Origin of the sequence: Rheinheimera tilapiae, from assembly GCF_042432165.1 — a bacterium.
Lineage (GTDB): Bacteria > Pseudomonadota > Gammaproteobacteria > Enterobacterales > Alteromonadaceae > Pararheinheimera > Pararheinheimera tilapiae.
This window is the reverse complement of the sequence record NZ_JBHLXP010000003.1, coordinates 426,060-439,710: the sequence shown is the minus strand read 5'-3', so window position 1 is coordinate 439,710 and position 13,651 is coordinate 426,060. Positions and strand designations below refer to the sequence as shown.

Here is a 13,651-nt window from a genome sequence, read left to right as displayed (position 1 = left end):
TTAAGACAAGTTTTTTCTGACCGGACTTGCTGATGCCTGCGCCAGTTGTATTACCCCCGGATTATTATCTGCAGCATTTCGCTGAGTTTCTGACGCGCGTTGAAGCGCAATATGCCGGGCTGTTGGAGCCGGTGGAACAACAGTTTATTGGCGATTATCGCGCTTTGTCGCCGGACGCCCGGCGCTTATGGCTGCGCATGCTCAGCCGCAAAGGCACTGTTTTTGCGCTGGCGGACCTGCAGTATACCGAAATCAGCGACCAGCCGGCGGCCGCCACGCTGTTAATGCAAAGTGGTTTTGCTGCGCGGCCCGAACAAGATGCCGATCTTGCCAACTGGTTACTCAAAGCCAATAAACAGCAGCTGTGGGATTTGTTGCAGCTGGGGCTGCTGCAAGGCCAACTAGAACAATTGCCGAAAAAATCCGCTGATAAAGCAACTTTACAACAAGCGGTGACAGATGCCGCGTTACTGCAACCCGCGTTACTGGCACAAAGTGGCGACTGGCTGGTGCTGCGCCGGACCGATGCGTTGCAGTATTTGTTGTTTTTGTTTTTTGGCCGGATTGAAACGGATTTATCCGCCTTTACGCTGCGGGATTTAGGCGTGGTGGCGACCGGCGGCCTGCGCGCTGAAGCAGAGGTCCGTACTGCAACTGCTGGAGCAACGGATCGCAGCGCACCACAGTATCAGGCGCGCTTTCTGGATGTGCCGACCGCGCAGGCAGCATATGCCTATGCCCGGTTAAAAGCAGCTTTGCGCGAGGCGCTGCCACGGAAAAACAGTGTGCTGAGCCCTGAGCAATTACAGCAATGGCAGGCGCAGTCAGCACAATGGCCGGAACCGCTGGATGATCGCACTGAACTGGCGCGGGAGAAACTTTGTGAAGCTTTAGGCCGTCAGGCGGAGCGGCTGGGCCAGGTCGACACCGCCATCCACTGGTATCTGGCCGGTGGCGGCTATCCGGCGTCGGAACGCCTGATGCGGCTGTATCACAAGCTGGGCCGGCGCGACGAGCTCGAGGCGTTGCTGGCGCAAATGCAAACCGAACCTTGTTGCGACGAAGAATTTTATCTGGCGCAGGATTTCAGCCGCCGGATATTTAAACAAAGCCGCCTCACCGCAACCACGCATCTGCTGCAGCAAGCGGCCGTATTAGCGCTGGACGAACTCTGGGCCAATGCGCCCGAGCAGGGCGCTCTGCACTACTACCGGCAGCAGGGTTATCAGGCTGAACACCTGGAAAACAACCTGTGGCTGGCTTTGTTTGGCTTGTTGTTATGGCCACAGTTGTTTGGAGCGCCCGACAGCAGTATTTACAACGAATTTGAACGCCGGCCGCGTGATTTAACCACACCGCTGTTTTATCAGCGTCATGGCGCCGCGATTGAGGCGCAGCTGACGCTGCTGGATGACAAAGCAGCGGCTTGCCGTTATCTGCTGGCGCAAAGTACCCGCCACTATGGCAAACAGAACGCAATTTTTAGCTGGTATCCGGAATTAACCAGGCCACTGTTGGCGCTGGTGCAGGGCGCGCCACCCGGCGCACTGGCCGCGGTATTGCGCAAAATGGCGATGGATTTTCGCCGGCATAGCAGTGGCTATCCGGATCTAATGCTGTGGCGCGATGCTGATGGCAACGGCGGCGCTCCGGTGCAGGAGCTGCAGTTTATTGAGATCAAAGCACCGGGCGACAGTGTGCGGCGCAATCAGTTAAGCCGGCTTTATGGCCTGCGCGACCTTGGCTTTGAGCTGCGGTTAGATCGGGTGCAGTGGGTACTGGACCCGGCGCGGATCTATGCGGTGATCGACGTCGAAACCACCGGCGGCACCGCCGGGACCGACCGTGTGACTGAGATTGGTCTGGTCAAACTGCAATATGGCCGCGAAATTGCGCGCTATTCGACGCTGATTAACCCACAGCGGCGCATTCCGCCTTTTATCAGTAAGCTCACCGGCATCACCGATAGCATGGTGGCAACAGCGCCTCCATTCAGTGACATCGCCGCTGAACTGTGGCAGCTGCTACAGGGCTGTATTTTTGTCGCGCACAATGTGCGGTTTGATTATGGTTTTATCCGCGCCGAGTTGGCCCGCTGTGGTTATACATTGCTTGTACCACAGCTTTGTACAGTGGTGGAGAGCCGGCGCTATTTCCCAGGTTTAGCCTCCTATAGCCTCGGCAATCTGACAGCGCATTTTGGTATTGAACTGACACAGCACCACCGTGCTTTCGCCGATGCTGCCGCAACGGCCGAATTGTTGTTGCTGATTAATCAACAAAGAGCGCAGTGCATTGTTCAGGCTATCTCATCAAAGCCAACCGGGGGGCCCGGAATGCTGTCAGATGGCAACACAGTGTCGTCCTGAACGAACACTGGAGCAATCCGGCCTGGTGATATAGGAATTTAATCACGCCTTTGTTGCCGCAACCTTGACGGCATGCCATTGACGGCACAGGCTTAAGCAGAACTTAGCAGCGGAGCGCGAGATGTCTGATCCATTTATGCAGGCGGCGATAGAACAAGCTGAACTGGGGCTGGCCGAAGGCGGTATTCCGATTGGATCTGTGTTGGTCATTGATGGCAAAATCGTCGGACGGGGCCATAATCAGCGGGTGCAAAAAGGTAGCTGTACTTTGCATGCCGAAATGGATTGTCTGGAAAATGCTGGCCGTTTGCAGGCCGCCGATTATCGCCGCGCCGTGTTGTATTCGACTTTATCGCCCTGTGATATGTGCAGTGGCACTGTACTGCTGTATGGCATCCCGAAAGTGGTGATCGGCGAGAACCAGACATTTCAGGGGCCGGAGGCTTATCTGCAAAGCCGGGGTGTTGAACTGGTGAACTTGCAGGATGAACGTTGTAAGTCTCTGATGCAGCAGTTTATTGCGGCACGTCCTGCTTTGTGGTTCGAGGATATCGGTGAATAGCCGTTGGTTCTGGACTCTGTTGTTGCTGTGTTGGCCGGCCGAGCTGTTGTTCGCTGCGGAAAAAGTCCGCCTGCAGCTAAAGTGGCAACACGGCTTTCAGTTCGCTGGTTATTACGCGGCGGAACAACAGGGTTATTACGAGCAGGCCGGGTTAAAAGTCGAGCTGGTTGCCGCAACTCCGGGTCTGAAAGTCCTCGACGAGGTGATAGCAGGCCGGGCGCAGTTTGGCGTCGGCACCAGCAGCTTGTTGCTGGATTATGCCAAAGGCCAGGATGTGCGCTTGCTGGCCAATGTATTTCAGCACTCGGCGTTGGTGCTGTTGGCGCGGCCAACGGCTGCGGAACCAGATATTCAGGCGCTGCGTGGTCAGAAAGTGATGCTGGAAAGCGGCGCAGAGGAACTGCAGGCCTACCTGAGTCGCGAAGGCCTGACCGCACAGGACTATCAGCTCATAGCACACCGCACGTCATTGCCTGATCTGATTAACGGTCAGGTCGCCGCGATCTCTGCCTATAGCAGCAATGAACCGTTGATTTTACAGCAGGCCGGCGTGGCTTTTTATCAGTTTACGCCACGCAGCGCCGGCATTGATTTTTATGGTGACAATCTATTTACCAGCAACAAATTGTGGCAAAAAAAACCGGAGCTGGTGGAAAAATTCCGGGCGGCTAGTCTGCGTGGCTGGTCCTATGCGATGCAGCATCCGGCAGAAGTGATTGAATATATGCAGCAACGCTATCCGACTGATACCAGCCGCGCCATGTTGCTGGCTGAGGCGGCAGCAATGCAGTCGCTGTTGCAAACAGATTTGATTGAACCGGGTTACATCAATCAAGAGCGTTGGCAGCACATTGCTTCGGTCTATCAGCAGCAGGGATTACTCAGCGCAGTACCTGATCTGGCTGGCTTTTTATATCAGGCGTCGATGCCTATCGATTTAACCTGGGTGCTGATTGCATTGCTCGTGCTGCTGGGGTTGCTGTTGGCGCTGGCACTGCTGGCTTATATCACTCAGGTTAACCGCCGCCTGCATCAACTGTTGGCACAAAAACGCCAACAACAAAGCTGGCAGCATGTGCGCAGTCAAATCCTGCAGCAGCTGTTGCGGGACGAAACCGCCCCCAATGAATTAATGACCACAGTGCTGCAGTTGTTGCAGCAGTTCCGTCCTTCTTACCACCCGATTTTATTGCTCGATCGCCATAAAGAGCTGCCGCAGATCGTGCATGTCGATTTAACGGCGGCAGGCTGGGCCGACATGCAGCACCGCATCGCGGTGTTTGGCGATGATTGTGATACACCGGGCCTGAATGTGTTGCGCATCCCACAGCTTGGTAACCCTAGCCCGGCTTTTAGCGATGCAGCGGTCGGGCAGCTACAGTTTTGCGCTTTTCCATTACAAGGCGACTGTGGGCAAATTCCCGGCGTGTTATTGGTCTGGCAGGCGCAGTCTTTTCAGACGCAGGACTATGACGTGCTGAGCGATGTCGGTTCCATGGTGGCCATCGGGCTTGAGCGTCAGCGTAACCGTGAGGCGTTAAAACAAAGTGAAGCCCGCCACCGGCTGCTGACGGATCATGCCAGTGACGTGATTTGGACGATGGATCTGGTCGGCAATATCACTTATATCAGTCCGTCAGTACAACGCCAGCGCGGTTTTACTGCTGAAGAAGTGATGCAGCAACACGTTTCCGAAGCACTGACAGCGGATTCAGCACAACTGGTTTGGAATCAAATGTTACAGGCTACTGCACTGGTCGCGGCCGGTAAGCCGTATCCGGAATTTGTCGCTGATCTGGAGCAGCCGCATAAAAACGGCGGCACTGTCTGGAGCGAAGTGAAAACTGCTGGGATCTACAATGAAGCCGGCGAATTTATCGGTGTCGTCGGAGTCGCACGGGATCTGACAGAACGCCGCAAAACTGAGCAACAAATGCGTTATATGGCGCAACACGACAGCTTAACTGGTTTACCTAACCGGGCACTGTTCATGGATCGATTGCATCAAGCGCTGACTTATTGCAGCAGGCATCAGCGCCAGCTGGCGGTTTTGCTGCTCGATTTGAATAAATTTAAGCCGGTCAATGATGAATACGGTCATGCGGCCGGAGATGAGTTACTCAAAGCTACCGGGGAATCTTTACGCAAGTTATTGCGGGCATCGGACACTGTGGCCCGGCTTGGTGGCGACGAATTTGTCGTCTTACTGCCACAACTGGAGTCGCCGCTGGAAGTGGGCCGGGTCGCTGAGAAAATCACGGCTGCTTTATCTCAACCTTTTGCGCTGAGCATGGCCACAGTGCAGATTGGCTGTAGTATTGGTCAGGCGCTGTTTCCGGATGACGGATCAGATGCCGACCAACTGATCCGCATCGCGGATGAACAAATGTATCAGCAAAAACAACTACGCCAGCAAAGCCGATAAACCGTCTTTGCTGGCGCCAACGTCATGCCTTAAAGTCTGTCAGACATCCCGGCGAAAACGCAGCACCAGCTCGTGCAGTTCTTCGGCCGTGTTGTTTAACTGCTCACTGCTGTGGCACACCTCTTTACCGCTTTGCATACTGTCATTGGCCAGCGTGGAGATTGATACCACTTGCTGATTAATGTCCTCAGCAACGTGAGATTGTTGTTCTACCGCCGCGGCCATTTGTGTGGCCATACTGGCAATGCCAATCACCACATCGCTGATGCCACTCAGCATTTGCTCGGCTTCCTGCACTTTGGACACCCCGACGGCTGCATCCTGCACACCATTTTCAGCCACAGTGACTGAGCTTTTCGCCTGCTCAGACAGCTGTCGGATGATCTGATAGATCTGCCGGGTGGATTCGGTGGTGCGGGAGGCCAGATGGCGTACTTCATCAGCAACTACAGCAAAACCACGGCCTTGTTCTCCGGCGCGCGCTGCTTCAATCGCCGCGTTTAATGCGAGCAGGTTGGTTTGATCAGCGATTTGTTCAATGATTTGTGCCGCCTGATTAATCATGCTGGTTTGACCGGCGAGGGTGGTGACTGCCTGGCTCACCCCGTTTACGGTTTGCTGCAACTGCAAAATAGCTTCGCGGGTTTGCCGGGCAATGGCTGAACCTTGCCGTGCCAGCAGATCAGCGTCATTGGCTTTGGTGGCGGTTTCCTGCACATGACTGGCGACTTCGGCGATGGTCGTGGTCATCTGATGCATTGCAGTGGCAACCAGCTCTGTCTGTTGCTGCTGTTGTTGCAGATGCTGGACTGACTGATTAGACAATTCATAAGCAGACACTGAACGCTGTGCGACGACTGTGGCGGAATCTTCAATCCGCGTCAGCATCGTATCCAGATGCGAATTACTGGCGGTCAACGCGACTTCCAGTTCACCTAAAGCACCACCATGCCGGGCATAGGTCAATACCGCCAGGTTATCGGTAAACGGATGTTGCATCGCCTGACGCAATACGGCGAGTTCGCTGTTGCTGCGCAGCTGCATGGTGGCCATCGCGGCGATTGCCGCGACTGCAGCGAGTCCTGCGGTCCAGCCGACACTGCCCACCGCGAAGCAAACCGCTGCACCTGCCAGCGACAAACCCGGCAACGCATACCAACCGAGTTGGTAAGCCAGCGCAGAACTGCGGCCTTTTGGCGTTTTGCCGGCATTGATCTGCGCGTACATCTCATTGGCATGTTGGATCAACTGACGGTCCGGCACCACCCGTACCGATTCGTAACCAACCACTTTGCCCATCTCGCTGATGGGGGTGACATAGGCGTGCACCCAATAAAAATCACCGTTTTTACAGCGGTTTTTCACCAGACCCATCCAAGCCTTGCCTTGTTGTAAATGTTGCCACATGGTTTTAAAAGCAGCTGCCGGCATCTCGGGATGGCGGACAATGTTGTGATGCTGGCCAACGAGTTCACTGCGGGAGAAGCCGCTAATGGCGACAAATGCATCGTTGGCGTAAGTGATAGTGCCCTTTAAGTCTGTGGTCGAAATCAATTTCTGACCGACAGGAAAGGTCCGCTCGCGCGTGGTTATTGGCAAATTCTGGCGCATCCGGTTAAATCCTTTTGGTAAATGTATGAAAATCAGGGGGAATCATCGCTGAGCATAGCTCAGCCAGATGTTTTGTCAGGTAAAAATCAGTTATTTCTAATCTACGCGAAACCAGCCCGCGATGCTGAAACGGGTCGAGTCCGCCGGTAGTACCTCATGCGGAAAGCGCGCACTTTCAAACAACACCAGTGTGCTGGCTTGTGGCTGGACTTGCAGCAATGGAGTGTCGTTTTCACTGTAAATCTGTAAGGCGCCGCCGCTGGCGACGTCATTGAGATAACACACAGTGGTCAGCACCCGACTGGAACGGCCGGTAAAGGCGTCCAGATGTTTCTGATAAAAATCACCGCGCTGATAGCGGGCAAAATGCGCTTCGTGATGGGTCAGGCCAAGAAAACACTGGCGGTTGGCAGCCTGCTGTATTAACGACATCAACGCCAGATATTGCTGTTGCGCAGCAGAGCTGCCATCGAGCCATAAGGTTTGATCACGGCGAATGTCTGGGTCCAGTTGCAAGTCCTGACCGCGGCCGATACCGGCGGGTTTTAACTGCGCTTGCTGAGCTTCATCGCACAATTGCTGACACAGGCTGGCTGGTAATGCTTCGGGGATCACGACCAGTCCATGCAGATAAAACTGTTCAACAGCATCGGCTAACCAGACAGGCTCAGGCAATTGGCTAACAGTCATCTCAGATCTCCACAGTGATGGCGCTTACTGGAGGGGCTTTTTACGCAGCGGCGGCGAAGCTGTCAAGTCTGCTGGTGGATTAATTTGAGGAACAATCTCTGGTACAGGCAAAAACCGGGTCTGCATGGCAGACCCGGTATCGTGGCGTTAGTTAGCTCTGCTGGGCTTAATACTGATAATAGTCAGCTTTTTTCAGTAAAGATTCTGCGCCTAACTTGCCGCTGATGCATTGATTAATATCAGATTTTTTAAATACCCAATAGATATCTCTGCTGTCGCGGCCACCATCTGTGGACAGTTGCAATGAGACAAACTCACTATCTTTTAATTCACGCAGACTGGCTCCGTAATCACATAATGTAGCGGCAAATTTGCTACCGACCTGTGCAATCAGCTCAGTTTGTTTTTGCTGGGCAATTTTGGCCTGTTCCTGCCGTTTTTTCAGCATTTCCTGTTCGGCCGCATCATATTTTTGCTGCATCTCTTTGACTTGTTTTGCTAGCGCAGCTTCTTTTGCCGTCAGTTGGGTTAACTGTTTTTGCTGCTCTGCATCCAGTTTGCCGACTTTGCCGGAGAACTCGACATCACGTTTTTCCCGCTGCACATCACGTAAATCGCGCTCCAAATCGCGTTTTTGTTCACGCAGCTCGCGGCTTTGGTCGCGCATCCGTTCGTGCTGTTCCATCATTTGTTCAGCGGCGAGTTCGGCCTGCTCCTGCAATTCCTGTAGCTGGTCTTCATCAACGGCATGGCCAGCGATAGCGGCTTGCGCTACTGCGTTGGCCTGATCAGTGATGGCTTGCAGGTCCGGTGCGGAAATTGGCGCAACCGGCGGGATCGGTGCGACCGGCGCTACCGCAAAAAAGTGACCAAAACCACCGGATGTGCGGGTTTGGAATAACACGCCCTGACCGGCCAGATAACTCAGCTCAATCCGGCCGACGCCAGACGAATGGCCTGAGTGTTCCATCGATTTCTGCAGAATATCCCGCATAATTTCCAGATTTTGCTTCAGTTTGTCACTGACCTGCGTCGCCGCATGGCCACCCGTCGATAAAGTCAGCAGCACGGCGGCTGCCACAGAAGAGATAAGTTTCATCACACAACTCCGTTAGTTGGGGTGTTAATTTTGGCGATTGCTGCGGTTGTCCGGGCTGTAATTCAGTCGCGCCTGGGTTGGCTGGACATTGTCCTGCCAGTATTGCCAGTCGGCCTGTCGTTGCTGGTTCAGGTATTCCACCAGTTCCAGCATGTCACCGCGCCGATTTTTCTGTTCAGCTTCAGTCAGATAATCCTTCAGCAGGATCAACTGCGAAGCCTGTTGTTGTTGTTGTGTCTGCATTTGGGTCTGCAGATACTGTTGTTGTTCAGTTTTATAGCTGGCCAGCTGTGCTGCCACTTGTTGCTGCACCTGTTGCTGCATTTCCAGTGGGTCGACTTCGCTCCAGCGCAGCGCAATACCACCGTTTTGCACCTGCAGACTGAGCGGCGACATGCTAATCACCAGCGCCAGCGCCGACATCCCGACACTGAGGCGCGGCCACCAGGATGCAGTGTGGGTGGTTTTATGGCCCCACTGCTGGCGGAACATGCTGCTGGTGTCTACTTGTGGCACCGGCGCATAATCCGGTTGCCGCGCCAGTTGTTGCAGCTGGGCGGCCGTCTCAAAACGCGCCCGCCAAACCGGGTCGTGCGAGAGGGCGTTGCGGCAGGCATCGGTGGTCAGATCACCGGCGAGCCAGGCGTCAAAAACTTGCTGACTGTTCGACATCGTGGTCCTCCAATTGCACCCGGAGTTTATCCAGGGCGCTGTAAAATCTTGATTTCACTGTATTGCTTGAAATCGCCAGTTGGTCGGCAATTTCGTCAAAAGTAAAGTGTTGATAAAACCGCAGCTCGACCACCAGTTTTTGCTCCGGCGGCAGGTTTTTTAGTTTTTGCTGCACTAGCAGCTGTGTTTGTTGTTCTGATAACTGCTGTTCGTGGCTGGGTTGATCTTCATGTTCCAGTTCCGGTAGATCATCCAGGTCCTGTGTCGGCTTGCGTTTTCGTAACATATCCATGGCGCGATAGTTTGCAATGCCGAATAACCAGGTTTTAAAACTGCTGTCACCACGAAACTGCGCCAAATTCCGGCACAACACTAACAATACGTCCTGCAACAAGTCGCGGGCGTCATCCGGATTGCCCATCAATCGCAGGCTGTAATAGTACAAAGCCGACTGATAGCGACCGACCAGCTGGTGCCAGGCCCGCTCGTCGCCATGGATGGCTTTTTCTATTAGGGTTTCGTCGCTGCGTTTAAACACTGTCTTGTCTGTTGTTGTGTTGTTGATATGCCTTGGTCGGGCCATGAATGGATATAGTTTGGCAAAATCGAAAAAAATTCGATTATTTTTCAACTATGCCCAAAAAGCATTTTATTTCATGCGCTGCCAGTTTCTCGTTTTGTGCTCCGCCAGCACGCCCTAGCTTAAACACATGCCACAGCATGGGGCGGGCAAATGGGGTGGCATGCCGGGCAAAGCGCTCAACATCAGGCTGCATCGGTGGCTCCGGTAGATCCAACAGGAGATGTACAGCGTAGCTACCGTATCTGCAATCAATTCCGGACCTGTAAATGAAATTTGTCACTGCGCCCATTATCCTGCTCTTGCTCAGCGGTTGTAGTCAATCGCTGGATGACTACCAGCAGATGCAACCCAAATTGACATTACCCGGATTTTTTAGCGGTAGCAGTCAGGCCTTTGGCGTGCTGCAGAATTGGCGTGGTCAGCAGACTTTGCATTTTTCTGCCGAGCTCTGTGGCCAGTGGCAAGGCAACCGCGGCGATTTGTATGAGATATTTTTATACAGCGATGGCCGCACCGATAAACGACACTGGCAGTTGCAGGTCGGCGCGGATGGTCAAATCAGTGGCAGTGCTGAAGATGTGGTGGGCACCGCCAGCGGGCGGATCGCCGGCAACACGCTGTATTGGGAATATGTGCTGCGAATTCCGCAGGTCGATGGCAGTATCGATGTGGCGGTCAAAGACTGGTTATATCTGGTCACGCCGCAGCAACTGGTGAATCGCTCGACGTTACATAAATACGGGCTGACGGTCGGAGAGCTGACGTTGTCGATTCAGCAGCAGGACGCCAACGCGTCGTGTAAAGATTTTATTCAGCGGTATCAGCAGACAGAACGCTCGGCGCCTCAAGCCTGAGATCGGTTCAGGCCTGAGCCCGCGTTCAGGCTTGAGTACTGTCGTCCGGGAACGCGTCGCGGATCGCCAGAAACTCATCGATATGGCTAAGCAGGATGTCTGTTAGCACCGGGTCAAACTGTGCGCCTTTTTGTTCATGCATATATTGCATAACTTTGGGCATCGGCCAGGCAGGCTTGTAACAGCGTTCACTGGCCAGCGCATCAAACACGTCGGCCAGCGCCGTGATCCGGCCGGCAATATGAATTTCCTCACCTTTCAGCCCACGCGGGTAGCCCATGCCGTCCCAGCGCTCATGATGTTCATGCGCGATGACCGCGCCATATTGCAGAATTTCATTCTGCGATTTTTGTAAGATTTGCCGACCGACTTCGGCATGCGTACGCATGATGGCCCATTCGTCGGCGTCGTGCTTACCGGGTTTGTTCAGAATATAATCCGGGATAGCGATTTTCCCGACATCGTGCAGTGGCGACGCCAGTTTGATTTTTTCCGCGTCGTAACCTGACAAACCGTATTTGATCGCCAGCAGATAACTGAAATTGGCCACCCGTTTAACATGACTGCCGGTTTCTTTCGACCGTTTTTCGACGGCTTCGCCAAGGATATACGACAGTTCACGCTGGCTTTCTTTAATCAGCTCGCGCAGCCGCACATTTTCATAAGCCACGGCGATATTACTGGCGAAATAACTCAGCAGGTGGTGGTCAATCTGGTCAAATTTACTGTCTTTGCTGACATAGAGGAAATTTTCCAGCCCGCGATTCGTCGTGAAGTATCCGACAAAATAATCGTCGCCATGAAATGATCGTTTTAATTGATGGACCTGCGCCAGTTTTTGTTCCACTTCTGCCGGCAGCTGAAACTCTGGTCCGGTCGCACAGCCACTGGCAGCGATGATATCCAACGACAGTTGTTGTTGTTTCGGATCGCCGGTCGCTGCACAACAAAAAATCTGTGAATGTTCAAGCCCAAGTAAGCTCGCGGCCTGGCCGAGAATGATCGAAGCGAATTCCTGCAGGCTGTCACATTCGAGGAAACTGACGGTGGAGGCGATTACCCGCTCCAGGCCCTTTTTGTTGTTTTCAATAATGCAGATATCGCGATAAGCACGCAGTGCAGAATACAGCAGCGTTTTTAATTTAATCGCCGTGACTTCGGTTTTGTTTTTGTAGTCGTTAATGTCGTAATCGCGGATCACATGCTCTTCCGGCGCCTCGCCCGGTTGGCCGGTACGCAGAATTAAGCGGATTTGGTGGTTTTTTAAATCGCTGCGGATGGTTTTGACTAAATCGAGGCCAGCGTGGTTGGATTCCATCACCACGTCGACAATAGCGACTGCGATATCCCGGTGCTGTTCTAATACCAGCAAGGCGGCTTTGGCGCTGTAGGCGTGCAGTAAGTGCAGCGGACGCCCTTCAAACTGGAAGCCTTTGAGTACCAGATTGGTAATTTGATGAATGCTCTCATCGTCATCAACAATCAGCACCAGCCATGGTTCTGCAGCCGGTGCGGCGGATGGAGTGTCCGGGAGGGACTGAAACTCTTGATCAGCACTAAACAAAAAATCCTGATTCGACATAGAGGCGGCCTGAGTGTCCGGTTAATACAACTACTGCTTTGAATGTAGCAGGCCTGTCAAAAAAATCCTCTGTGATGAACCACATCATGATTGTCGGTCAGCAGCTTCCAGTGATTCCAGTTCAATGTTAATGGCATTGCAGGAGATCTGAATTTCGTACAAAGATACCGTCAAACTCAGCACCAGACTGGCCAGACTGGCGCCAAAAAACCACTGACCTGCCAGATCCCATTGCATAAATAACGTAAACATCGACAAAGTGCACAAAATAAAACTGATCACCCCCCAACGCTGCATTGAGCGGATCAACACAATGCGCTGGCGCAGATTTTCAATTTGCCGTTTGGCCAGGTCGCGCACCTGATTCCCTTCACGGTTATTCAGCTGGCGAATCAGTTGCGCCAACACCAAAAAACGATTGGTATACGCCAGTAATAACAATGAGATGGCGGGGAACAGCAATGCCGGGGTGGTGATGGTCATCATAGTCATTTTCCTCTAAACGGCGTTTTACCGGGGGCAACTGCCATAGTGCGAAAACTGCTGCAGCAGTGCAAGTTTTTGATCATACTCAGATCTTCATAGCAAATGCACAGGAGAATCCGGCATGGCGGTTGATTTGTGGAGCGCGATGCTCACGTTATTTCTGATCATGGACCCCCTCGGCAATTTACCGATAGTGGTCGCTATTCTGAAAAACATCAAAGCGGAGCGCCGGATGAAGGTGCTGGTGCGCGAATTGCTGCTGTCGCTGGTGATCTTGTTGCTGTTTTTGTATGGCGGCCAGGCATTCCTCAGCGTTTTGGGGGTGAAAGAAGAAGCGGTTAGTATTGCTGGCGGTATTATTTTATTCCTGATTGCGTTGCGGATGATATTTCCGCAGGAAGGCGGCGTCATTGGCTTAAAAGAAGGTGAGGAACCATTTTTGTTTCCGTTGGCGGTGCCGATGATCGCCGGACCTTCGATTCTCGCAGCATTAATTCTGTTGGCGAACCAGCAACCTGGCCAAATGCTGGACTGGACCTTGGCGTTATTAGGTGCCTGGCTGATTAGTTCGGCCATCTTGTTATTTGCGCCGGCCTTGCACCGGATCCTGGGAGAGCGGGGTCTTACCGCAATGGAACGGCTGATGGGCATGATTCTGGTTATCATTTCGGTGCAAATGCTGTTAAATGGCATCGGTCATTATTTTAAGTGGGATTGA

Annotated in this window: 13 protein-coding genes; 5 read left to right on the top strand and 8 right to left on the bottom strand. The window is 53.2% G+C overall.

Going from position 1 to position 13,651, the window contains the following annotated elements:
• Window positions 1-32: 32 nt before the first annotated feature.
• The 3 genes from ACFFJP_RS12890 to ACFFJP_RS12880 all read left to right on the top strand — a co-directional run bounded on the left by ACFFJP_RS12890 (window position 33) and on the right by ACFFJP_RS12880 (window position 5,356).
• On the top strand, window positions 33-2,369 hold the full coding sequence (locus tag ACFFJP_RS12890) for an exonuclease domain-containing protein (protein WP_377244563.1): 2,337 nt from the start codon (window positions 33-35) through the stop codon (window positions 2,367-2,369).
• Window positions 2,370-2,490: 121 nt separating this feature from the next.
• Window positions 2,491-2,931, top strand: a complete 441-nt coding sequence (locus tag ACFFJP_RS12885; protein ID WP_377244560.1) for a nucleoside deaminase — start codon at window positions 2,491-2,493, stop codon at window positions 2,929-2,931.
• Window positions 2,924-5,356 (top strand): diguanylate cyclase domain-containing protein, encoded by a 2,433-nt coding sequence (locus tag ACFFJP_RS12880; protein ID WP_377244557.1) that lies wholly within the window; start codon window positions 2,924-2,926, stop codon window positions 5,354-5,356. The genes ACFFJP_RS12885 and ACFFJP_RS12880 overlap by 8 nt, the downstream gene beginning before the upstream one ends.
• A 39-nt stretch (window positions 5,357-5,395) precedes the next feature.
• Here ACFFJP_RS12880 and ACFFJP_RS12875 read toward each other — a convergent pair whose 3' ends face one another.
• From ACFFJP_RS12875 to ACFFJP_RS12850, 6 genes are all read right to left on the bottom strand, one after another.
• Entirely contained in the window at window positions 5,396-6,967 is a 1,572-nt protein-coding gene (locus tag ACFFJP_RS12875) for a methyl-accepting chemotaxis protein (RefSeq protein ID WP_377244554.1), read from the bottom strand.
• A 96-nt stretch (window positions 6,968-7,063) separates the two neighbouring features.
• Window positions 7,064-7,657, bottom strand: a complete 594-nt coding sequence (locus ACFFJP_RS12870; RefSeq protein WP_377244551.1) for a 2OG-Fe(II) oxygenase — start codon at window positions 7,655-7,657, stop codon at window positions 7,064-7,066.
• A gap of 166 nt (window positions 7,658-7,823) precedes the next feature.
• Entirely contained in the window at window positions 7,824-8,756 is a 933-nt protein-coding gene (locus tag ACFFJP_RS12865) for a hypothetical protein (RefSeq protein ID WP_377244548.1), read from the bottom strand.
• 24 nt (window positions 8,757-8,780) lie between these two features.
• Entirely contained in the window at window positions 8,781-9,428 is a 648-nt protein-coding gene (locus tag ACFFJP_RS12860) for a hypothetical protein (protein WP_377244545.1), read from the bottom strand.
• The gene (locus ACFFJP_RS12855; RefSeq protein WP_377244542.1) at window positions 9,403-9,966 is read right to left on the bottom strand and encodes an RNA polymerase sigma factor; all 564 of its coding nucleotides are present in this window, start codon (window positions 9,964-9,966) and stop codon (window positions 9,403-9,405) included. Before ACFFJP_RS12855 ends, ACFFJP_RS12860 begins: the two co-directional genes overlap by 26 nt.
• Window positions 9,967-10,048: 82 nt before the next feature.
• Window positions 10,049-10,204, bottom strand: coding sequence for a hypothetical protein (locus ACFFJP_RS12850; RefSeq protein ID WP_377244539.1), 156 nt, complete (start codon window positions 10,202-10,204; stop codon window positions 10,049-10,051).
• A gap of 73 nt (window positions 10,205-10,277) precedes the next feature.
• On the opposite strand from ACFFJP_RS12850, the gene ACFFJP_RS12845 reads away from it, so the two are divergent.
• Entirely contained in the window at window positions 10,278-10,865 is a 588-nt protein-coding gene (locus ACFFJP_RS12845) for a DUF3833 family protein (protein ID WP_377244536.1), read from the top strand.
• A 25-nt stretch (window positions 10,866-10,890) separates the two neighbouring features.
• Here ACFFJP_RS12845 and ACFFJP_RS12840 read toward each other — a convergent pair whose 3' ends face one another.
• Both ACFFJP_RS12840 and ACFFJP_RS12835 read right to left on the bottom strand, forming a co-directional pair.
• Complete coding sequence (locus ACFFJP_RS12840; protein ID WP_377244533.1) at window positions 10,891-12,447, bottom strand: DUF3369 domain-containing protein; 1,557 nt, start codon at window positions 12,445-12,447, stop codon at window positions 10,891-10,893.
• An 84-nt stretch (window positions 12,448-12,531) separates the two neighbouring features.
• Window positions 12,532-12,933, bottom strand: a complete 402-nt coding sequence (locus ACFFJP_RS12835; protein WP_377244530.1) for a DUF2721 domain-containing protein — start codon at window positions 12,931-12,933, stop codon at window positions 12,532-12,534.
• A 121-nt stretch (window positions 12,934-13,054) separates the two neighbouring features.
• On the opposite strand from ACFFJP_RS12835, the gene ACFFJP_RS12830 reads away from it, so the two are divergent.
• Window positions 13,055-13,651, top strand: a complete 597-nt coding sequence (locus tag ACFFJP_RS12830; protein WP_377244527.1) for a YhgN family NAAT transporter — start codon at window positions 13,055-13,057, stop codon at window positions 13,649-13,651.

Bases quoted from the DNA above. Each gene is read 5' to 3' on its own strand.
- ACFFJP_RS12835 (WP_377244530.1), bottom strand. From the start codon at position 12,933: ATGATGACCATCACCACCCCGGCATTGCTGTTCCCCGCCATCTCATTG.
- ACFFJP_RS12830 (WP_377244527.1), top strand. From the start codon at position 13,055: ATGGCGGTTGATTTGTGGAGCGCGATGCTCACGTTATTTCTGATCATG.
- ACFFJP_RS12840 (WP_377244533.1), bottom strand. From the start codon at position 12,447: ATGTCGAATCAGGATTTTTTGTTTAGTGCTGATCAAGAGTTTCAGTCC.
- ACFFJP_RS12885 (WP_377244560.1), top strand. From the start codon at position 2,491: ATGTCTGATCCATTTATGCAGGCGGCGATAGAACAAGCTGAACTGGGG.
- ACFFJP_RS12875 (WP_377244554.1), bottom strand. From the start codon at position 6,967: ATGCGCCAGAATTTGCCAATAACCACGCGCGAGCGGACCTTTCCTGTC.
- ACFFJP_RS12845 (WP_377244536.1), top strand. From the start codon at position 10,278: ATGAAATTTGTCACTGCGCCCATTATCCTGCTCTTGCTCAGCGGTTGT.
- ACFFJP_RS12870 (WP_377244551.1), bottom strand. From the start codon at position 7,657: ATGACTGTTAGCCAATTGCCTGAGCCTGTCTGGTTAGCCGATGCTGTT.
- ACFFJP_RS12890 (WP_377244563.1), top strand. From the start codon at position 33: ATGCCTGCGCCAGTTGTATTACCCCCGGATTATTATCTGCAGCATTTC.
- ACFFJP_RS12865 (WP_377244548.1), bottom strand. From the start codon at position 8,756: ATGAAACTTATCTCTTCTGTGGCAGCCGCCGTGCTGCTGACTTTATCG.
- ACFFJP_RS12850 (WP_377244539.1), bottom strand. From the start codon at position 10,204: ATGCAGCCTGATGTTGAGCGCTTTGCCCGGCATGCCACCCCATTTGCC.
- ACFFJP_RS12860 (WP_377244545.1), bottom strand. From the start codon at position 9,428: ATGTCGAACAGTCAGCAAGTTTTTGACGCCTGGCTCGCCGGTGATCTG.